At 59.5% G+C, this 21,266-nt stretch carries 21 protein-coding genes; all 21 read right to left on the minus strand.

The features are described from left to right. Complete coding sequence (locus tag FFI89_RS23140) at nucleotides 1–1,029, minus strand: polysaccharide biosynthesis protein (protein ID WP_138829930.1); 1,029 nt, start codon at nucleotides 1,027–1,029, stop codon at nucleotides 1–3. A 101-nt stretch (nucleotides 1,030–1,130) separates the two neighbouring features. Next, a complete protein-coding gene (locus FFI89_RS23145) occupies nucleotides 1,131–1,907 on the minus strand; it encodes an AglZ/HisF2 family acetamidino modification protein (RefSeq protein ID WP_138829931.1) in 777 nt (258 codons plus the stop codon). Between the two features lie 2 nt (nucleotides 1,908–1,909). Continuing rightward, nucleotides 1,910–2,524, minus strand: a complete 615-nt coding sequence (gene hisH / locus FFI89_RS23150; protein WP_138829932.1) for an imidazole glycerol phosphate synthase subunit HisH — start codon at nucleotides 2,522–2,524, stop codon at nucleotides 1,910–1,912. Next, the gene (locus tag FFI89_RS23155) at nucleotides 2,521–3,669 is read right to left on the minus strand and encodes an N-acetyl sugar amidotransferase (protein WP_138829933.1); all 1,149 of its coding nucleotides are present in this window, start codon (nucleotides 3,667–3,669) and stop codon (nucleotides 2,521–2,523) included. Before FFI89_RS23155 ends, hisH (FFI89_RS23150) begins: the two co-directional genes overlap by 4 nt. A gap of 42 nt (nucleotides 3,670–3,711) precedes the next feature. Next, nucleotides 3,712–4,935 (minus strand): glycosyltransferase family 4 protein, encoded by a 1,224-nt coding sequence (locus FFI89_RS23160; protein WP_138829934.1) that lies wholly within the window; start codon nucleotides 4,933–4,935, stop codon nucleotides 3,712–3,714. A 56-nt stretch (nucleotides 4,936–4,991) separates the two neighbouring features. Further along, nucleotides 4,992–5,645, minus strand: coding sequence for an acyltransferase (locus FFI89_RS23165; protein WP_138829935.1), 654 nt, complete (start codon nucleotides 5,643–5,645; stop codon nucleotides 4,992–4,994). A 2-nt stretch (nucleotides 5,646–5,647) separates the two neighbouring features. Next, entirely contained in the window at nucleotides 5,648–6,973 is a 1,326-nt protein-coding gene (locus tag FFI89_RS23170; RefSeq protein WP_138829936.1) for a hypothetical protein, read from the minus strand. Next, complete coding sequence (locus FFI89_RS23175) at nucleotides 6,970–8,292, minus strand: hypothetical protein (RefSeq protein ID WP_138829937.1); 1,323 nt, start codon at nucleotides 8,290–8,292, stop codon at nucleotides 6,970–6,972. Before FFI89_RS23175 ends, FFI89_RS23170 begins: the two co-directional genes overlap by 4 nt. A 151-nt stretch (nucleotides 8,293–8,443) precedes the next feature. Beyond that, nucleotides 8,444–9,409 carry a Gfo/Idh/MocA family protein gene (locus tag FFI89_RS23180; protein WP_210249021.1) on the minus strand — a complete coding sequence of 322 codons (966 nt, stop codon included), beginning with the start codon at nucleotides 9,407–9,409 and terminating at the stop codon, nucleotides 8,444–8,446. Continuing rightward, nucleotides 9,400–10,440 (minus strand): Gfo/Idh/MocA family protein, encoded by a 1,041-nt coding sequence (locus tag FFI89_RS23185; RefSeq protein WP_138829938.1) that lies wholly within the window; start codon nucleotides 10,438–10,440, stop codon nucleotides 9,400–9,402. The genes FFI89_RS23180 and FFI89_RS23185 overlap by 10 nt, the downstream gene beginning before the upstream one ends. 19 nt (nucleotides 10,441–10,459) lie before the next feature. After that, nucleotides 10,460–11,764: a lipopolysaccharide biosynthesis protein gene (locus FFI89_RS23190; protein ID WP_138829939.1), complete on the minus strand. Its 1,305-nt coding sequence runs from the start codon at nucleotides 11,762–11,764 to the stop codon at nucleotides 10,460–10,462. Between the two features lie 16 nt (nucleotides 11,765–11,780). Continuing rightward, a complete protein-coding gene (gene hisH, locus FFI89_RS23195) occupies nucleotides 11,781–12,407 on the minus strand; it encodes an imidazole glycerol phosphate synthase subunit HisH (protein ID WP_138829940.1) in 627 nt (208 codons plus the stop codon). A gap of 3 nt (nucleotides 12,408–12,410) precedes the next feature. Then, a complete protein-coding gene (gene hisF, locus FFI89_RS23200; RefSeq protein WP_138829941.1) occupies nucleotides 12,411–13,172 on the minus strand; it encodes an imidazole glycerol phosphate synthase subunit HisF in 762 nt (253 codons plus the stop codon). Then, the gene (locus FFI89_RS23205; protein WP_138829942.1) at nucleotides 13,169–14,350 is read right to left on the minus strand and encodes an N-acetyl sugar amidotransferase; all 1,182 of its coding nucleotides are present in this window, start codon (nucleotides 14,348–14,350) and stop codon (nucleotides 13,169–13,171) included. Before FFI89_RS23205 ends, hisF begins: the two co-directional genes overlap by 4 nt. Nucleotides 14,351–14,788: 438 nt before the next feature. Next, complete coding sequence (locus FFI89_RS23210; protein WP_138829943.1) at nucleotides 14,789–16,222, minus strand: aminotransferase class I/II-fold pyridoxal phosphate-dependent enzyme; 1,434 nt, start codon at nucleotides 16,220–16,222, stop codon at nucleotides 14,789–14,791. A 50-nt stretch (nucleotides 16,223–16,272) separates the two neighbouring features. Beyond that, the gene (locus FFI89_RS23215; RefSeq protein ID WP_168213002.1) at nucleotides 16,273–16,899 is read right to left on the minus strand and encodes an acetyltransferase; all 627 of its coding nucleotides are present in this window, start codon (nucleotides 16,897–16,899) and stop codon (nucleotides 16,273–16,275) included. Continuing rightward, on the minus strand, nucleotides 16,889–18,025 hold the full coding sequence (gene neuC, locus FFI89_RS23220) for a UDP-N-acetylglucosamine 2-epimerase (RefSeq protein ID WP_138829945.1): 1,137 nt from the start codon (nucleotides 18,023–18,025) through the stop codon (nucleotides 16,889–16,891). Before neuC ends, FFI89_RS23215 begins: the two co-directional genes overlap by 11 nt. Further along, entirely contained in the window at nucleotides 18,022–19,053 is a 1,032-nt protein-coding gene (gene neuB, locus FFI89_RS23225) for an N-acetylneuraminate synthase (protein ID WP_138829946.1), read from the minus strand. The genes neuC and neuB overlap by 4 nt, the downstream gene beginning before the upstream one ends. Beyond that, nucleotides 19,050–19,835 carry a cytidylyltransferase domain-containing protein gene (locus FFI89_RS23230; protein ID WP_168213003.1) on the minus strand — a complete coding sequence of 262 codons (786 nt, stop codon included), beginning with the start codon at nucleotides 19,833–19,835 and terminating at the stop codon, nucleotides 19,050–19,052. The genes neuB and FFI89_RS23230 overlap by 4 nt, the downstream gene beginning before the upstream one ends. 180 nt (nucleotides 19,836–20,015) lie before the next feature. Next, nucleotides 20,016–20,462, minus strand: a complete 447-nt coding sequence (locus tag FFI89_RS23235; RefSeq protein ID WP_246669526.1) for a transcription termination/antitermination protein NusG — start codon at nucleotides 20,460–20,462, stop codon at nucleotides 20,016–20,018. Between the two features lie 59 nt (nucleotides 20,463–20,521). Beyond that, entirely contained in the window at nucleotides 20,522–21,160 is a 639-nt protein-coding gene (locus FFI89_RS23240) for a winged helix-turn-helix transcriptional regulator (RefSeq protein ID WP_138829949.1), read from the minus strand. Between the last annotated feature and the right edge of the window lie 106 nt (nucleotides 21,161–21,266).

A 21,266-nucleotide genomic window follows, 5' to 3' on the forward strand; every position in this document is an offset into this window, starting at 1 on the left:
TCAATCTTCTAGGGCGATCCGCTCGCCGCGCGCGACGCGCTGCACGAACTCCAGCCGAAGCAGCAATTCCTTCATGGCGGGCACGTCAAGCTGAACTGTGTTCTCCGAATTGTAGTCATGCTCCACGCTGATGCGGCGCTCGCCTTCTTCGACGAATTTCGAGTAGTTCAAATCCCGACCGTCCGGTGGTACCCTATAATAGTTACCGCGGCTCTCGGCGTGACTCATCTCCTCCCGACTGAGTAGAGTTTCGTGGAGCTTCTCGCCGTGCCGCGTCCCGATCTCCAAAATCGGGTGGTTCGGCCGCCCCATCACCTCCAGCAGGGCGCGCGCCAGCACCGCTACGGTCGCGGCCGGTGCCTTCTGGACGAAGATGTCACCGTTCTGCCCGTGAGTGAACGCGTGCAGCACCAATTCCACTGATTCGTCGAGCGTCATCATGAATCTGGTCATTGCAGGATCGGTTATAGTGATCGGCTTGCCCGCAGCGATCTGCTCGACGAACAGCGGGATCACCGAGCCTCGGGATGCCATCACATTGCCATAGCGTGTTCCGCACATCACGATACCCTGCAGATTGCGCGAAACCGCGACCAGGACCTTTTCCATCATGGCCTTGGACATCCCCATCGCGTTGACGGGATAAACAGCCTTGTCGGTGCTCAGGCACACCACGCGCTTGACATTCGCGGCAATGGCGGCTTCGAGAACGTTCTCGGTACCGAGAACGTTGGTGCGGACCGCCTCCATCGGATAGAATTCGCAGGACGGTACCTGCTTCAGCGCCGCGGCATGAAAGCAGTAGTCCACCCCGCGCATGGCCGCGGCGACACTGCGCGGTTCCCGCACGTCGCCGATATAGAATTTCAGCTTCGGATCAGGATACTTCTTCCGCAGGTCATCCTGCTTCTTCTCATCCCTGCTGAAGATTCTGACTTCGCGTACCTCCGATTTAAGGAAGCGCTTCAGCACCGCCTTGCCAAACGAACCGGTTCCGCCCGTTATCAATAAAACCCGGTCATCAAACATGCGAAATTCCGAACATCAGGCCTATCTCTCGCCTATCGCGCCCATTCCTGGCTGTGTACTTCGTCAGACCACGTTAACCGGAGCAAGTCGTCCAGCAATTCCTACCGCAAAGCAAGCTGAAAAAGCTCGTCCCTTTTTGCCGGTTCGGGATAGTTAATCAGCACCGCCCGGTACGGTCCCTTGAACACAAAAAGGCTACCGGCAGCTGCCCCGACCACGCCACACGACGCCACCAGCTCGCCGATGTGCGCGAGCGAGCCGGCGCCGCCCAGCAGCGTTACCGGAAGCTTCACGGCCTGCCGCACGGATCGCGCCAACGCCAGGTCGTAGCCCTTCATCCGGCCGTCGTTATCGATGGAATTAACCACGATTTCGCCAGCCCCGCGCGACTCGGCCTCCAGCGCCATCTCGATGACCGAGCGCCCGGAATTGCGCGTGCCGTTGTGGGTCCAGGCCAGATCGCTGCCGGTTCGCGAGTCCTTCTTCGCGTCGATCACAACGACCACGCTTTGCCCACCGATTTCCTGGGCCGCGGCCGAAACAAGCTCGGGTGTCTCGATCGCAGCCGAACTGATCGCGATCTTCTCGACCCCGAGACCGATGATACGCTTGGCCTGCGCGACCGTCTTGACGCCGCCGCCGTAACACAGCGGCATCCGGCATTCCGCTGCAAGGTTGGCAACCATCTTGAAGTCGGGCTCGGCACCGCGAGCCGTCGCGTCGATATCGAAAACCGCAAGCTCGTCCGCCTGCTTCTCGTTGAATATCTTGACGGCGTTGATCGGATCGCCGACGTATTTTGGTTCTTTGAACGCGACCGTCTTCACGAGCCCCCCGTTGTGGACCAGCAGACAGGGTATAATTCTCGGACGCAGCATGCTCAGAGCTCCGCGAAGTTTCGCAACAGACGGTTGCCGAAACCGTGGCTCTTTTCTGGATGAAACTGCACCCCATAGATGTTGGAAGACTGCACCGCGCAGACGAATTCCGTCCCGTAACTGCAAGTTGCCAGTGCATCTTCATCGCGATCGCAGCTCATGTAGTACGAATGCAGAAAATAGAATCTCGCCTTGTCGTGAAGTTCATCGAACAGCTTACCTTGCAACAGCGGCCGCACGTCGTTCCAGCCCATATGCGGCACCGGCAAGTTACTCGTGGCCTCGTTCGACTTGAACGCCCTGACTTCGCCGTCGATCCAGCCGAGGCCTGGCAGACTGCCCTCCTCGCTGGAGCGGGCAAGGATCTGCATGCCGACACACACCCCGATCACCGGCACCTTGTCCCCGAGCACCATCTCATCGAGCGCGGCGCGCATCCCCGACTCCTGGAGCAGCCGCATCGCGTGATCGAAATGCCCCACACCCGGCAGAACTAGCTTCGAGGCGCCCTTCAGGTCGGCGGCGGTTCTGGCCACCGAGACCTTGATGTTGGCCCGGTTGTAGACGCTGGCAAACGCTGCAATGTTGCCGAGCCCGTAATCGACGATGGCAATCATCGCACCATCATCTTTTGCACGCCCAACGCGCGCAGCACCTTGGTCCCGAGATTGATCAGTGGCATGCTGGACTTGTAGTTTCGGTAGCTCTTGTTCGGCCCGTTCATCAGCGCGCGCAGTTCCGCGACGGTCAGGTCGAGCTTGGTTGCGACATACTCGAACTCGTGCGCCATTGTCTCCTCGTCATAGGCGGGCCGTGCGATCCGCCGCAGCGCCTCGTCCCGCGACAGCTGCCCGGTCAGGATCAGGCTGGAAAAATGCGCGCGGCGCTTGTCGTAGCCGAATTTGACCGGGAGCCAATAGCCCTCATAGAAGCGGGTGAAGCGGGATTCGTAGTGCTTGTGGGCGTATTTTTGCCAGCCGAAACGGTCGGCCAGCTCCTGCATCGCCTCTTCCTTGATGTAGGGGAAGTTGTTGAGCGGCTTTACGATCCGCATACCCTTGACAAAGCGGTGGTAGAGCTTGTGGGTAAAGATATCGGTCAGCGGAAACGTCTTCAGTGGACGGGTGCCGAACCGGGCGTGAATGTCCTTCAACTGTCGCAGGTCGGTGGCGTGATAGTGCCACTCGAGCGGCTCGCGCACGCACTCGGTGGAATAGTTCGCACCGGTAATGACGTATTTGAAGCCGTGGCTGGCCGCAAAATTGTACAGAGCGGCGAAGAAGGCGTGATCCTGCGGCGTATCGAGATGCGGAACCTGGGCCTTAATGAAGGCGAGCTGAAGATCCTTCATCTCCTGCCAGTCGATCACCTCAGTGTGCAGGTCGAGGCCGAGACCGTCAACCATCTTCTCGATGTTGTTGACCGATTGCTGGGAATTCCACCCCGCATCGACGTGAAAGATCAGGGGGCGCAACTCGAGCTTTTCCTTGGCGAGCATGGCGACATAGGAGCTGTCGACGCCGCCGCTGACCCCGATGATGCAGTCGTGCTCGCGATCCCGACCCTCGTTGCGGATGGTTTTGGCGACCGCGAGCATCTCGCGCTCGCCGCGCGCATCCGGATGCCAGTTCGGCAGAATGTTCTGGTGGAAGTTGTTGCAGTAGTCGCACCAGCCGCGGCTATCAAAGGTGATGTTCGAGTCCGACGTATCCATAATGCAGCTGGCGCAGATCTTGTACGCGCGCTTCGAAGAATCATTCATAACGGTCTGACTTCGGTCAATGTTGGACAAAGTTGATTGATCTCAGGCGCGGGTACGGTCGAACTGCACGACCCGCGCATAGACCGCCAGCAATTTCCTAGCATTCGCCTCGGGATTGAAGTTCTTTTCCGCCAGTTTCCTGGCGTTGGCGCCCATCCGGCGGACATGCTCGGGATGATCGGCAAGATGCATGATCGCCGCAGCGAGCTTTTGAGGGTTCCGGCCCGGAATGGCAAGTCCTGTCTCACCGTCGACGAGCGTATCGGGGAACGGATTTTCCACCGCGACAATCGACGGAACCGAGGAAAACGCCGCCTCGAACACCGGCCGCCCCGGTGCATCGAAGTGCGACGGGAAGGCGATGACGTCGATCCGTTCATAGACACGCTGAATGTCAACGGTCGGACCGAGCAGGTGAAAGCTACCGGAGAGGCCCTCTTCCCCGACCCGGACCGCGAGTTCCTCCTGGACGTTTTGCGCCAACCCAGCGGCGTCCAGCAGGCGCGCTTTCAGCCCCTGATCGACGACGGTTACGCCGCCGACGATCACATACTCTACGTCGCGGCCGGCCGCCCGTACGAGCCGTGCCGCCTCCAGCAGATCGAACAACCCCTTTGAATGATGCAGGTTGCCGACGAAGCCGATCTTAAGCGACGTCGGGCGGAGCGCGTCGAGCTTGGCCTGCATCGCCTCGTCCGGCCGGGCCAGCTTCTTCGGCGTGAACGAATTCTGGATTACGTCCACATCAAGCGACGTGGGCAAGGTCGCCCGAGTCGTTTCATTGATCGCGATGATCGCGGCTGCCTTCCTGCGCAGCCGCTCGAATAGCCAACGGCACCTTATCGACTCTTCGTCCATCCGCGTCGGCGAGCGCACATGGACCACGAGCGGGGCACGGAACAGCCAGCGCGCAATCAAGCCTGGGATGATGCACAATACCTCGTTGACGTGAATGACGTCGACGGTCTTCCAGCGGGCACGCGCCCGCAAAAGGGCTAAAATGGTGAAAGGGAAATAGAACATTTCCCTGATCAAGATCAGCCAGCGCACGCCGCGATAGTAGCTGTAGCGCGTGTTGTCGAATTTCGTGAGCCCGCGCGTCACCACCATGTCTTTCGCGATCTGCGAATAGAAATTCAGCGCCGTGCCCTGCACCGCGACAAAATACGGATCGACGGCGCCGGCCGACAGCGGCCTTACCACCTCAAAAAGGCTGCGGGACGCGCCACCTAGCGGTCCATCGCTGTCCAGATACAAGACCTTCATCAGTTTTCCACTCACATTCGCAACGTCAGCGCCCCTGCCCGAAGCGGCTCCCCAAATCAAGCCTCATTGGCCAGCAGTCTCGCGAGCTTCCTGCCGGGGATATAGCGCAGGATGTCGTCAGGTCCAGGGAGTCTCGACAACTCGGTACCGTCGAGAACGTAGAGGTCACCGGTATGCTGGCATCGCCACTCACCGGATCCGGAAAGTGGGAGTTCCACCCGCTCGCCGAACGCGCTGACCCAGCCCACCTGGCGCGCGGGAGCACCGAGCATCAACGACCAGTCCTTCGCGCTCTTGGTGAGCACGGCGCCGGCACCCAGAAAGGTTCCGGTGCCGACCGTGATACCCGGAACCACAGTTGAGTTTGCCCCAAGGGTCACCCCGGTTCGGACCAGCGTCTTTTGGAATATCTCGCGCCTGTTGACGGCAGCGCGCGGGAACGAAATATGCGTGAACACCATGAACGGGGCACAGAATACGAAATCCTCGAGTTCGACATGCGAAAATACCGAGACGGAATTTCCGAGCCGGCAGGCGTTCCCCACGATAGCGCTGTTTCCGATGTAGTTGTTTTGTCCGAGGTTACAGTTCTCACCGACGACTGCGCCAGCCTCAAGGTGGGAAAAATGCCATACCGAACTGAAGGCGCCGATCTTTGCCCCCGCATCGACCACCGCGGTAGGGTGCACATAAGTCGTCGCGTTTTGCATTCTCATCCTGCCTGTAAACTATCTGGAGGCGCGCCTTTGGCCCAGTCGGATTCGCTGGTTGCAGTTTTTGCGAAGGTAAAGCCCTTGGCGCCCTTTGTCATGATCAATAGAAAAATCAAAAACATGGCATCCGATGGGTGGAACACGCTGCCCCAGGTCATCATCAGCGTGAACAATGGCGGAAAGCACGCGCACGCCCACCGATCGTCCGTCCGCGCCAGTGCTCGCAGACGCGCCACCAGGTAGACAGTAAACAGAAGGCCCGGCAGCCCGTAGACGACGAGCAGCCTGGTCGGCAACGCTTCCGATCCCTCGCTGATGATGATCGTATCGGGATTCTCTACAGTTTTCGCAACGAGCCCGTAGAAATCGGCACTCCCCCATCCCATCAGCCAACGACTAGATGCGAACAGACTCCATTGCTGGTCCCACAGCCATGGCCGATAGAGTTGGTAGGCGATCGCATCAACTGTAAGATTTTTTTCGCCGCGCAGCAGAAGCGTCGATACCCAGGAATATTCCTGGATTCTGTAGAGAATATTCGCGGATACGCCCATCGCGATGACAAAGCCAAAGGCAACGAAAAGCGCGATCCAGAACATGAGTCGTGGCCGCGGTTCCCGCCATCTGCCGAACCACAGTCGCAGGACGACATACATCAACGCGGCGATCAATGCGGCACGCACAAAGGAAAACACCAGAAAATAGCCTGCGACCGCTATTAGCACCGACCGACCACGCATTGGCTCCGCGTCCCTCGTGAGGACTAGCAGGAGCGCGAGCGACAGCATGCCGGAATAAGCGATGTTGGGGAAGAACGACACCCGCCATATCCCGAAGTCAGGTAACGCCCTTCCCGGGATGAGACTGTACGGATTCAGCGTCGCGGCGCTCAGAATAATGACACCGGTCAGAATCAGCGCGATGTAGAGCCTCGCCAAATCCCTCGTATCGAGCGCCGCGCGATCCGTAGAGACCCATGCGGTTATGAAAACCAGCAGCAAAAGTTGCGCGGCGGCACGGACATCGCCGGTGAAAATCTCCCACGATCCCGCCAGCAACAGCATAACGAACAAAGGACCGCATCGGCCAAACAGGATCCGGAAGATCTCCGGAAAGCTGACCAGCAGCGGCAGGATCGCGAGACTAACGTAAGCGAAATATTGCCAGGACCCCCGTTCGATTGCGGTGGTCTGGAGAACCGACATCGTCATGAACAGCGAAAGCGTGACATAGACCAGCATCGTGACATTGCGTCGCGGATGCTTTAGCTCCGCTGCAGGGCGATAAGGCACCGCCGGCACCTGCGAAACGAGGGTGGTCGTCATTTCGGACACTGCCTTCCCGGGCTATCACCGCAGGCAACCGGCTGATCGGAAATGCGCGATTCCGCTAGGCCGATTGCCAGCTTTCGCATATTGGCAACGAAGCCGGGCTCCGAGAACCGGTAGATATCTTCGAACCCGAAGTCGACCGGCGATGCGGCGATCGCCCAGACATCGGCGGGGTCTCGGGCGAGGAAGATCTGAGTTCCGTCAACCGCCGGGAGCAATTGTTCATGGCCCGCCAGCGGAATGACGATGGTCCGGACACCGAGCGCGGCAGCGTCGAAGTGACATGCCGAGGCAATGCTGAAATGCAGATCCGCTTTGACGAGCAGGTCGAACACGTTTGGTTGCTCGGAACCGCCGATTACCCTAATCCGCTCACTAGTCTGCAAGCCCGCAAAATCCAGATTGTCGCGATCGTAGACCGGATGGAGCTTGATCGATAGTCGCCAATCCACCTCCGGGGGAGCCACCGCGATCATTTCCTTGATCCAGCTCACCAGCCGCTTGCTATCCAGACCCTGGGTCGTCAGCACAAAATGCACCGACTTGTCGCCCGCGCGCGCGCGCCTGCGAAGCCTCGCTTCATCGATCAATTCGCTTCCCACCGCGACGGCGTGATCCCGGCCTTGGCGCGTTCCTGCCAATTGCTCGATCCAATAGCGCCCCCGGCTGGCGAGGACGTCGGGAAGTATCAGATCCGCAGCCGGGCCCGTCACCCAGGCAGGTATCGCGTCGGGGTGACTGGCGTCGAATATACCATGCTGGAGCTCGACGAAGAGCACGTTTTGCCTATGCGATGCAATCCGCAATGCATATTCGCCGGTATCCGAAACGAGCACCGCTTTCGGCCGGACTCGCGCGAGAAGCAGTCGGTAGAGCCGGACCTGCCAGTAGACCGTCGAAAGCCGCAGCCGCAGGATCGTGGGGCTGATCTCCAGCCCAAGTTCCCGCTGCAGCGTGTCGGCCAACCGCCAACAAAGCTCCTTGGCCCTGACCGGCATCAACAGGCCTAGAATGCGCCCCCAAAATGTGAACACCACGGGATCGAGTTCCGCCGGCTTCGATGCCCGAGCGGCCTGCTCGTCAAAATCCGGGCTGTTAATTTCCTCCATCTTTAGAAAGGTGCCTCCGTCCTCAAGCAGGCCGTCGAAATAGACGTCCCGGAACCGGTCACCCTCCTTGATGCGCAATCCCGAACGGCAGGTCTTCACCAGCAAGTCGCGGGCCTCGCCACGGAGCAGAACCTTGACAAGCCCGAAAGTCGCCAAAATCGCCTCGATGCTGCGTACCGCTGCCGGTCTCGCCGGCTGCGACAACGGCACATCTTCCAGCTTTCGAAACACCATGTTCCGCATCACACGCCAGGCGCACCAGCCGTCAATCCGGGACGAGAACAGATCGTTTCGCCGTTCCATGGCGACGAACGCCTGCTGCCGCGCCGTCCACGAATCATCACCGCTCACCTGATCATCTCAATCCATAGATGTCGGCGCAAAGCGCCATCGAACGTGCCGCATCCCCGACGGAGGCGAGCGTCGTCTCGCCGCTGACCAGAAAACGGACGAACTGCTCTGCCTGATGGCGAAGTCCCGGCTTGAAATCGCGGTCGATTGCGTCGATCGCGACTTCGACAAGCTGGCGCTCGCCGCGGCGCTGTACTCCCAGCTTTTCTAGCGGGCGCAATTCGAAACGCGCAGACTGGTTGGTCACCGTCACCGACCATGGCCCCGGTCCGTCCCATACCGCCTGGTAGACGCCGACGTCACCGCTTGAAAACCGGATCGTAGCCACCACGAATCTCGGCCGCCGGGAATCCCACGAAACGGCCGGCGAAACCGAGGCGATCTCGCCGCGGCCGAATGCACAGAAGTAGTCGACCAGATGAATGGAGTTGGCAAACATATAGTTGTTCACCACCCTTTCCGGCTGTCCGGAGTCGCGAACCGCGGTCAGATCCTGCTGGTCGAGAACGGAAATCAGCCGCGGACTATCGTCTTGCGCCAGTCCTTCCAGGGCATGCCGCGTCGCCGAATAGGATCGCCGATTGAGCGCGACAAACGCCCTCGCCGCCGCCGCACCGCTGGCGGCGAGAATTTGCCAAGCCTCAGCAAGATCAATTCCGATCGGTTTTTCGAGCAGGCAGGCCCACGGCTGGCGAAAGCATTCCAGGGAGACGTCCAGCATCGACAATTCGTTGACAGCGACCACGACGGCGTCGGCCTGAGTCTCCCGATACATCGCAGCGACGGTCTCGAACACCGGCGCTCGGTACTCTGCGGCGAGCGCCTCCGCCCGCGCACGGCTTCGCCCGCAGACCCCAACGATCGACACCCCTGGGAGCGATACAAAGGCCTTGGCGTGCTGGCCCGCCATGTAGCCGGCGCCAACGATGGCTATTTTCCACGTCTTCATTGGAACGGCATTCAGGCCCATTTAAACATCCGGGGGCGAGGCAGCGAAACATCGTCCAGCAGGACTTCGCTGCCGTCCTTTTCATGCGACACATGCGCCGCCACGCAGCAGGCGAGCGCCTGTGCCCCGATCATGCCGTCGGGAAACGGCCTGCCGGCGAGCATCGCAGACCACACGCCCATCGTCGGCGACACCGCGTCAGTCGGCTCCACATGCTCGACCCGCACGTCGGCAGGCATGCCGTAACGGGCGGTGGGCAACCCCCGAAACTCCGGCTTTCGCGCAGCGACGCGTATCTCGCCGCTCAGTTCGTCCATGACGACCTGCCCTTGCCGGCAGATGAAGACGATTTGCAGGCCGTACCCGGCCCTCGCCGAGAAATCGATATACATCGCCGCGTCGTCCGTACCCCGCACCAGCATTCTGCCGGAAGAATCCTCAAACTGCGAACCCCGTGGGTTGGACAGTGGATCGTTCTCGAGCCAGGCGCGCACCGAGCGAACGCCGCTGCCGCTGATGTACCGAAACATCTCGAAATAGTGGCTGGCATTCATCGCAAGGCCGAAGTTGGAACCTGCAACCAGCACGCTGACTAGGGGGCCGAGTTCATCGCCGCCGATCAGTGCCTTCACGCGCATGTAGTGTGGCATGAACTGCATTTGATGGTTAACCGCCAACAGCGCGCTAGCGCGCTCGCAAGCTGCCCGCATCGCGTCCGTCTCAGCCAAGGAGGTCGCCATCGGCTTCTCGCACAAGATATACTTTGCTCCGCATTCCGCGGCCATGACGACGAAACCGAAATGGGATTCGGCGGTTGTGGCGACGACGACTGCATCCGGCCTGACGGTACGCAACATGCCGGTCGGGTCGGTAAAGCACGCTGACGGGGAAATATCCTGTGACAGGCGCGCCGCCTCGATCGCTTGCTGGGACACATCGGCGACGCCGCAGATCGTCATTCCGAGATTCTTGGCCGCTTGGAGGTGCCGGACACCCATCCGGCCCAGCCCGATCACGGCGACCCGCAATCCTGCGGGAGATTTAGTCGACATGCCCAAGTTTCCCCAACTCTTACACCGGCTGACGGGCCGTATAACCCAAGGCCCGATGTGACCAGACCTCGATCGCCTTGCGGCCCTCGCCCCACGGTAAATCAAACGACTTCACCGCGAAGCCGCCGACGAACAGCGCAAGCAGCGCCTGGGTGAACGAGTAGCCCATTGCTGCCCCGACCACGCCATATCGGGCGACGAGTATCCAGGTAAACATGGTGCCGAGGATCGCGGACGGCAGCGTCACCGATGAAAGCAGCGCAGTTCGGCCCGAATAGAAGAACAGCACTGAGGTGCAAACGTAGACACCGGTGAACGCACCTCCCAGCATGAACCAGGGCAGCAACGGCACCGCATCCTGGAACCGCGGCCCGAGCAATATGCTGCTAGCAAAGTGCAGGATGATCCAGAGCACCGCCGCGCCGCACAGGAACGCCGGAATCATCGCGTAGATGGCCCCGACCGCGTAATGCTTGTCCACGGCCTTGGTCGAGGCCAGCTTTTCGTACATCCAGGGACCATATGCCTTGACGAAGGCGTCGGCGAGGATCGCCATCGTCATTCCAAGCTGGGCGCCGGCACCGTAGACGCCGAGCGAACCCGACCCCAGTTGGATCGAAATGATCCATCGGTCAGCGGTGCCGAGCAACACGCCCGCCAGGGTGTGGAAGATTAACGGCAGTCCGAACGCCAGCAGCATTTTGACCTGATCGCGGCGCGCCGACCAGCGGACCTCATCTCCAGCCATAAACAGGTAAATCGCCGCGCACGCCAGCAGACCCGCCGACACCGCGATGCCGGCATTGCGCCCGGCACCGCCCCAACCGAGCAGAAACACCGCGGCGAGCGACAGTCCGACGTTCAACGCGCTTGCGATCAGTTGGAGGGTAGCGCTTTGCAGCGCCTTTTGTTGGCTCTGCCACAACACCAGGCGGCACTGCAGGATGACATTGGCGCCCGCGGTCAGTGCAGCCACGATGCCCCAGACCGGCATCAGGCCGCTTCCCAGTCCGGGCCACGTCCGGAGCACGATCCCAACACCGAGCGCGACAACGGCCGTGCTCAGCAGCGCGAGAAGGAGCGCAGCTCCGACATAGGACGGCATCTCGTCCCTTGGCTGCCTGAACCAGATAACCCCGAGCGCGGCATGCGCGTTGAGGCCGGACAAGGTCAGACACAGCGTCACCAGCAACGCAAACCCGACGATATGCCCGTATTCGTCCGGACCGAGCGCGCGCGTCAAGATCGGCAGAAGCAGGAAGGGTATCGCAGCGGACAACAGATTCGCGACGACATAGATCGCGCCGCTTCGGAGGACTTTCATCGGACCCTGACGGCGCTCATTGGCGGAGAAAGGCCGCGATCATGCGCAGTCCCGCCTCTCCGCTCTTTTCAGGGTGGAACTGGCAGGCCGTCATATTGTTCAAACGAACGGCGGCCGCGATGCGGTGGCCGCCGTAGAAGCAATCAGCGAGCCGGTGGCCGGCGGCATCCGGCTCGAACTTGAACGAATGCACGAGATAGACGGAAGTCCCCTCCGGCGTGTCCTCGAAAATGGTACCGGCCCGGTCGGCCGCCGGCACTAGCTCGGCCCAGCCGATATGCGGAATCTTGTGCGGAACTCCGTCGACATCATGCGACGGGATCGGGACGACGCGCCCCGGCATTAGATTCAATCCCTCGTTCACGCCGAATTCCTCGCTGCTGGTGGCGAGCATCTGCATTCCCAAGCAGATCCCGAGAAACGGTCGTCCCGATTGCACGAAACGGCGGATCGGCTCGATCAAGCCGCGCTCGCGCAGGCTGCGCATGCCGTCCGCGAACGCACCTACTCCCGGCAGCACCAGCCGATCGGCATTCACGACCACCGCCGAATCCGCGGTCAACACGGGTTCGGCGCCGCAGTGCTCGAAGGCGCGCTGGACGCTGTGAACGTTGCCGGCGCCGTAATCGATGATCGCAATCATGCTTCACACATTTCTTGTTGCCAGTCCCGCGGCATGCGCCGCGTCGCGCATTTCAGGAATTGTCAGGCGCTTATAGTGCAGGACATCCGCCATCGCCACGGCGTCGGCCGCCCCTTCCAGCACCACTTGCCCGATGTCCTCGAGCTTACCCATGCCGCCGCTGGCTATCACGGGAACCGGCACCGCGTTCGAGACGCCGGCGACCAATTCGAGATCGAAGCCGCCACGGGTGCCCTCGCGATCGATCGACGTCAGGAGGATTTCGCCCGCACCGAGCTCCGCACCGCGCCTGGCCCACTCCACCACATCGATGCCGGTGCGTTCGCGGCCATTGTCGGTGTAGACTTCCCAACGGCCGGCGGCGACGTGCTTCGCCTCGATCGACAACACCATGCACTGGGATCCGAACTTCCGCGCGATCTCGCTGATGAGTTCGGGGCGCTTGGTCGCTGCGGTATTAACCCCTATCTTGTCGGCGCCCGAGCGAAGCAGCGTGACGACATCGTCGACGGACCTGATACCACCGGTCACGGTTAGGGGAACAAATATATCGCGCGCGGCCCGCGCGACGATGTCATGCAAACTGTTGCGGCCGTACAGGCTGGCAACGACATCGACATACAACAGTTCATCGGCTCCCTGCTCGTAGTAACGCCGCGCATGGGCTTGCGGCTCTCCGACGACACGAAGTCCCTCCAAGTGCACGCCTTTGATCAGGTTGGGTCCCTTGATGTCAAGGCGTGGTATGAGCCGTATCCGCTTCATGCCGAGCCGGTCGCCGTCTCGCGTTCATGCCAGACCGGACGCTTAAGCTCCCACCCGTTGCCGACCTTTCGCCAGAGGTGATCGGAGCGCCAGGCATCGATGACCGCGTGAAATTCCTCGTTAGTGATTCCGCAATAATCCAGAAACTCGTGATAATATTTCTGCGGAAATTCACCGTCGTAGCGCTTGACCAGCGCAACGCCTTCTTCTCGCGTAATCTTGTTGTCCCTGATCTCGTGAGCAGCGTCCGACGTCGTGCGGCCGATGCCGAATTTGATGTAGGCGAGATAATAGTGAAAGCCGTCGATGCGATCATCGAGACTGGCATATTTCGAATAGGTTCCCTCGGAATGTTCCGAGTTGGGCTGAAAGCCGGTGTGCTCACGGCAGTAGTAGAAATTCTCCTGCGGATCCCAGAATTTGTAGTAGCCGAAGAAATGGATTTCGGTCCTGTTTTTCTTGATGGATTCGAACGGCGGCGCCATGAATGGCTTGAGCTCCCCGGCGGTAATGCCGTGCTCTGTCCAGAATTCGGGGGGCAAGCCTGAGAAATAGTGCTTGTCGTGATCCGCGATTTCTCGCGTCGGCCGAAACGCGTTCTTCATGTCGCCGCCATATTCGACCTCACCGTTCTCGCCGTACATGATCAGCGGAATCTTGTGCTTCACCGAGATATGCATCGGGAAGTTGGTCTGACCGTAGATGAAGGGCTGAAAAGGATCACCGACCTCTTGGAAAGCCAGTCGGGTCAGCTTTCGGGTCGTGCTGCCATTTGGCGTCCCGAGAATGTTGTCGAAGCCCGATCGGATGAACGCGTCGAGATTCCGGCGGCCAATTTCAGTAGGGCTCAGTGGCGCCCAGGTAACGGTCAGCGGGTTCATTCCATATTTGTGCTTGAGCTGGTGGGCGACGAAGCTGCCATCCTTTCCTCCGCTGCACGGGACGATGACGTCGAATTCGCCGTCGCTCCTGCGGAATCGATTGCACAAGTCGACCAGCTCCCTCTCGCGCTCCGACCAATCAATCTTTTCGCGCTTGAAAGTTGCAAAGTTGCACGCCGAGCACACGCCGTTGTCATCGAACGCGATGCGCGGCCGCTGGTTCGATACGGTGCAAAGCTTGCAGAACCGTACGGTTCGCGGCAGGTTATACTTGGTGATGACGTCTTGTTGCTGCATTTCGGATTACCTTGAGCTTCCGTCGCCTGTTGTTGGTGTGTCGTGCATTTCGGCTATATGCCGATGCAATTGCTGGATGCCCTCGAACGTGTCGATGCCGAGCGACCGATCCGCCGGCATCGGATATCGAACCCTAGCGGAAAGAAACTTCCGGTTTTCCGAAGAAACCAGTCGCTGCTAGCCGCGTAAACCGCGCCGTCAAACGACCATACCGGGGGTAGATCGTGACGGCGTAACGGCACGCCGCCGGCAGCTCTGCTCCGGTAATTAGGACTACCGTATTCCCGATCATCGACTCTCCGCATTTTCCAATCTGCGCCGGCCTGCTCCGAATTCCGGAACAGCATCCTTCGAGATGGCCCTATGGAGGCCATGTCGTCCCGCGAGTTCGACTGTCCCGAAGTGATTGAGAGTCGAGGCATCGGCCGAGCCAAGCTGCTAGGCCAAACGCCGGCCGATTTTTAAGATAGTATCAGCAACCCTATCGACCTGGTCCATAGTCAAGTTAGAACCGGAGGGAAGGCAAACACCCTGTTTGAACAGTAGGTCGGACACAGAGCTATTTCCATGGGGAAAGTACGAGCAGTGCGCGAAGACGGGTTGGAGGTGCATTGGTTTCCAAACTGGGCGAGCCTCTACAAATTCTGCGAAGAGTTGTTGTACGAGCATCAAGCCGGTGATCCTTGATTCGGGCGCGAGAGAGACGGCCGAAATCCAGTGTGTAGAGCGGCTCCATTCCGGCTCAGGCATAGGCTGTATCCAGTTCTGGTCTCCAAATGCTTCTGAATAGCGCCGAAATATTGCGCGGCGAGCCTCAACCCGTTGGTCAAGCACCTTGAGCTGCCCGCGTCCGACCCCCGCCAAGATGTTGCTCATGCGATAATTGTAGCCGATAATGCTGTGTTGATAGTGCGGCGCCGGATCACGCGCCTGCGTTGCCAAGAAACGGGCTCGGTCAGCCAACTCCTTCTCCTCGGTAACCAACATGCCGCCGCCGGAGGTCGTGATGATCTTGTTACCGTTGAACGAGTAAATGCCGACCCTTCCGAAATTTCCTGAGGCTTTGCCCCGATAGCTTGCACCAAGCGATTCGGCCGCATCCTCAACTAACTGCACGCCGTGGCCATTGCAAAGCGAGACAATCGGATCCATGTCCGCGCTTTGGCCGTAAAGATTCACAACGATGACGGCCTTGGGAAGGCGTCCCTTCTTGCGAGCAGCCTCAAGCGCGCGTTCGAGGGCCGCCGGAGACATGTTCCAGCTTTCCGGTTCGGAATCGATCAGAACCGGCTCGGCTCCCTGATACACGATCGGATTGACGCTCGCCGCAAAGGTCAGCGAAGAACAGAACACGCTGTCTCCGGGTCCGACATCCAACAGTACCAAGGCGAGGTGGATCGCCGCCGTTCCTGAACTCAGCGCCACAGCATGTTTAGCGCCGACCTTTTCAGCCAGTTCGGTTTCAAAAGCGTCGACGTTGGGACCAAGCGGCGCAATCCAATTGGTACGAAATGCTTCTTCGATGTAGTCGCGCTCTGTCTCGCCCATGTGGGGGGTAGAGAGCAATATCTGATCGTCAATGCCTCTTCTTTCCACCAGGTCGATGACTCTTCCTGCGACATCGACCACCGGCAAATGATCGATCGTGTGCTGTTGCATTAGGGCGAGCGCTTCTCGCCTGGTATGGTTTTCAGCGATAACGATCGGACGCCTCTCTGGCAAATTTGCCAAGGTATGATCGAGCAGTGCTCCCCCTAGCAGCAGCCTCCGCAGATCACCATCGGTCACGGTGCGCTCAAGCTTGCGTTCACTGCTGACGAGCAAAAGAACTCCGAGACCGCTTCGATCCAGCAAATCCAGCGCCTCGCGCATGGTCGACTGCCGTGTTAAGCAGATTCCGGTGATATCCAAGGTATAGCCCCTCAATGGATCCTGCGAGCGGGCACGCCCACATGTGTTGCACCCGGCGGCACATCAGCAGTTACGACGGCGCCGGCGCCGATGGTCGCCGCATCTCCGATTCGGACACCGGGAAGTATATTCGCGCCAGCACCGACGAGAACGCCCGCTCCAACTCTTACGTTTCCGGCAAGGGTAGAACCCGGCGCCAAGTGACAGAAGCCACCAACAACGCATTCGTGATCAATAATTGCACCGTGATTGACGATGCAGCCTCCCCCGACTATGGCGGCGGGAGCAATGATGGCACGAGCGGCAACAAATGTCCCACTTCCGATGCTCGCGCTAGCCGCAATTGAGGCAACCGGGTGGATCACCGTTCGTGCCAGGCCGCCGGCCCCCGCCAGTTTCTTAAACAGCCTTTCCCGCGCGAGATTATCACCAATGCTGATGTGAAATTGTTCGCCGGCAACCACCATATCTGGCGAGAAATGCTGAACAGTCAAATTCAGAATTCTTTGCCCGATCCGTTTCGGGGAATCGTCAAAAATGGAAATTGAACATGGTCCAATCACACTTTTTTCAAGCGCATCGAGTACCACCATGGCATGCCCGCCTGCGCCAATGAGAAGGATACGATCAATAGACATTGGCCTTCGCCACTGATGATTCGGATAGATCAATGCTGACCAGAAGCCTCGCAATGCGCTCTCCAGACTTCCCGTCACCATAGACGTTGGAGCTTTCAGACCGAGGCAGGGCAAGGGCGCGCTCAACCGCGGCTTCGAGTCCATCGCGATCCATCGGACAATCGATAACATTGGCGTTTCGCTGGCGAAGATTCTGCCGCGATCCGACATTCACCACGGGCGTGCCAAAGGTAGCAGCCTCGATGATACCGCTGCTGGAATTTCCAACTAGGATATCGGACGCTGCAAGCCAAGACAGGTACTCCTCTCGTCGCAGATGCGTAGCGACTCGGATCTCCCCAGCAGAAGCGCGAACTTCCAATGCCGCCCGCACGTAACCGCTGCCGGCGTCGGAATTAGGCTCAAGCGCCATGACTTGAAGGCCCTTTGCCAAGACTGCATCGACTATCATCGCCACATATGACCCGGAGCGGTCGGCTTCCTGCAGCACCGGATGGTAAACCAGCAGAGCGACCGGGCGCGCGGGATCGAGTCCAACCCCGGCGCAAAGGGTTGAGCGGTTCACCCGCTTCGTTTCGCGCAAGCCGTCAATGCCAGGCGCCCCGACGACGGCGATGCGGTTTTCAGCTTCACCCATACGGACGAGTCGCGATTTGCTTTCGTCGGTGGCGACAAAATGGAAATGCGCTAGCTTAGAGATGGCATGGCGCACCGGTTCGTCAACGGTACCTGATCGCTCGCCGCCATGAATATGGACAACAGCAATGTTCAGATGAATCGCAGCCAACGCTGCCGCTAACATCTCGCCACGATCCCCTAATACCAGAACGATGTTCGGTCGAATCGTTTCGAACTCCTCGACTAGTCCGATCAGCATCCGCCCAATGTTCTTTGCCATCAAGGCCCCGCTGGGCGGGCCGTCTTGAACCGCGATTCGCGCCGTGACTGGCAGGCCGGCGGCCTCGATTTGGCGAACTGTGAGTCCGTACTTGGGCAGTAGATGCATCCCTGTCGCAATGATCGAAAGCTCCAGGAGATCGGAACGATGAATCCGCTGCAGCGTCGACTGCATCAGGCCAAAATCGGCGCGTGCCCCCGTAACGTAGCAGATCTTGCGTCTGCTCATACAATGTCCGACCAACTTATTGTTTCGCCCGCAGCAAGATGGCGAACCGATTTTCGTCCAATGACCTTTTCAAGGTCGATCGGCGGAATACCTGTTCCCGGCCGCAGCAGGGCGACGTCGTCCTTGCCAACCGTCGTGCCGGCGGCAATTGAACGCAGTGTGGTAACGCTGCGCCGAACCAGATCACGTATCGGAAGCTCAGACGCCGTGGGCGCTTTGACGGCGGACCCAAGCGCCACCTCCATGTCGCGGATCTGCTGGACAAGCGCGCCAAGTTGAGCTGGTTCGAGCGAGGCCTTGTGATCCGGACCAGGTAAGTTGGTGTCAAGGGTGAAGTGCTTTTCGATCACAGTTGCGCCCAATGCAACTGCGCCCGTCGCCACTGCGAGTCCCAACGTGTGATCGGAATACCCCACCGGTAGGCCGGTCGCGCCCGCCATAGTTCGCATGGCGCGAAGATTGACGTCCGCGATTGCTGTTGGATAGTTCGACGTACAATGGAGAATGGTGACGACGTCAGTCAACGGTTCGACAAAACCACGCGCAGCGCGAGCTGAGCCGATGATATCGACGGCAGCGACGACCTCACTTAGTTCTGCCATCCCGGTCGAGATGATAAGTGGAAGCCCCTTGCTCGCCATACGCGTGAGCAGCGGGACGTTTGTGATTTCTCCAGACGGCACCTTGATACGCTTGATGCCGAGGTCAATGAGAAAGTCGAGCGCGTCTTCATCGAACGCTGTCGACATGAATTCGATGCCAAGGTGCCGGCAATGCGCGAACAGCCGACGGTGGAGGCTCTCCGACATCTCAAGCGCCCTGAGCATACCATGCTGATCTCCGTCACCTGTTCCCTGCTTCTGATATTCGGCCTTCTCGACGCCCTTTCGCGTGAGTTTATCGGCGGAGAAAGTTTGGAACTTGACTGCATCCGCGCCACTCTTCGCGGCAGCATCGACCAGCGCCAACGCTAGGTTCTCGTCGCCATTATGGTTGACCCCGGCTTCGGCGATGACAAAAGTTTTCATGGCCGCTTGCCGTAATGTTTGGACAAGGCTTCGGCAGCGACCCAGTCATCCTCGGTGTCGATGTCGATGTCCTCGCAGGGCTGGTCACAGAGAACCCCGACAGTTCCGGGCGGGAAGAAGCTTCGGTGGCTCTTTAGCATGGACGAACGGATAAGGTACAGATTGCCGGCAATGCAGACTGCCTGCGGCAGGTCTTGTGACCGCAAATGAAGCCCTGCTGTATCCCCGAAGGGCCGCAAAGCACCCCCCTCCTCTTGGTGAAAAATATGGAACGGGTGCGTGTGTATGGGCGCAACGCCAACCACCGCGTCACAATCGCCGCTCTCGATGCGAGCGAATGCTTCTTGCCAGCGCGACATTTCACGCACTGGCGAGGTTGGTTGCAGCAGCGCGACTAGATCATAGATCCGATTACTTTCCCATTCTCGGGCCAAGATATCGAGCACAACTTCTACCGAGGTCGCCACGTCAGTCGCAAGTGCGGGTGATCGAAGGTATGGCACCTCAACGCCCGCCAACCGGCTCACATTCGCGATCTCCTCGGAATCGGTAGAGACAATCACTTTGTCGAACCTGTTCATCCTCTGCGCAAAGCGGATCGACCAGGTGATCAGAGGAACGCCAAGAAAGCTCCGCATATTCTTGCCGGGCAAGCGCCTCGAACCACCACGCGCTGGAATAATAGCCAATGTCTGCACAGGAAACCACGCTATCGCGAAAGGAATTTTTTCAGCGGCCGAACGACTTCGGTCGGGATGAAACTGAGTGGCATTCTTGACCATCGCGCTGATACGGTGACATCCATCAAGACCCGCTTGCCTTGCGATCCAATGGACGCGGCGGTCGGATCTCCAGCCGCAGCTCCCACTTGGACAATTTTTCCATGCTACCGCCATCCGGGTGAATCGGAGATCGCTCTTCCCCTCACCCGACCATTTCAGACTGGCGATCGAAGACAGGGACTAAGCCGCTTCAATCACGTTGATATTCATCACCGCCCGGACCTTGCGGCCGAGTAGGTCAAGCAATACAGCCACGCGCTCGCTATCGCCCATGGCCTCGAACATGCCGAGATGATCGGCGAAAGCGCCGCCGACGACCCTCACCTTCTCACCCGGCCTGAAAGCGCTGCGATTCAACTGGATCAGGCCGCGATCATCCTCGCGGCTGCGCAATTCAGCGACGATACCGTCGGCAAGCGGCGCAGGCCGATCGCCATGGCAAACCAGTTGCGCAACACCGACGGTCGACCGGATCACTCGCCACTGCTGCTTGGTGAGATCGATTGAGACGAAAACATACCGCGAGAACAGCGCAGCGGCCACCATGTCGACCTTGCCGGCATGGCTGCGCCGCTTGAGATAACGCGGGAAATACACATCGAATCCCTGGCGGGCCAAATGTGCCACCGCCCTGCGCTCCGAATTCGGCTGGGTCTGGACGACGAACCATTGCCGCGCGGACGCCGTCATTGCCCCACGCTTTCCTGGTTCTTCACGACGCCGAGAAGGCGGGGCAGCAGCACGCGGCTTTCGCCAAAATGCAACCTGGCGCGGTCCCAGCTCTCGTAAGTACTTTCGAGATCGGTAATCGCCACCGCATCGAAGCTCTTCGTCAGCACGTCGAACGACGAGACAATGGGGATGCCAAGAAAATGCCCCGGCACCGATTTTGGATCAACGAGCGCCACGATCTCGATCTGGCATTCCATAGCGCAAATCACTGCGATCTCGGCAAGATCGGAGCGCCCCACCAGCACGACGGATCTGAAGCCCCGTGATCTGCCCACCTCGAACAAGACTAAGCAGTCGGCCTTGGCCTCCCGGAAAAATCCAAAAGACGACGTTAGATAGTTGACCGTGAGACGAGACTTTTCGGCGAAACCCTTCGGTGTCAAATAATAGGCGTAACGTCGCGCCGGAACGTTCTGGACCTTGACCAACCCCTTACTCACACACCGCTTCAGGTAGGCGTTGACGAGGCCGAGCGCGATGCCCAGTTCCGCCGCCAGCCGGCGTTGCGAGCGCCCCCCGTCCTGTTCCACTGACTTGAGAAGCCCGAGAATAATCCCGTTATCCGCTTCCCGATCCTGAACCGTCTCCGGCACCGATTATCCCCATCGAAAGACAGTTATCAGCTACCGCGTTCATACCATGAACGTCAAGCATATCTGTTCATACGATGAACGGAACCAAGCCCCGGATCGAGGGCAA

Origin of the sequence: Bradyrhizobium sp. KBS0727 (assembly GCF_005937885.2) — a bacterium.
Lineage (GTDB): Bacteria > Pseudomonadota > Alphaproteobacteria > Rhizobiales > Xanthobacteraceae > Bradyrhizobium.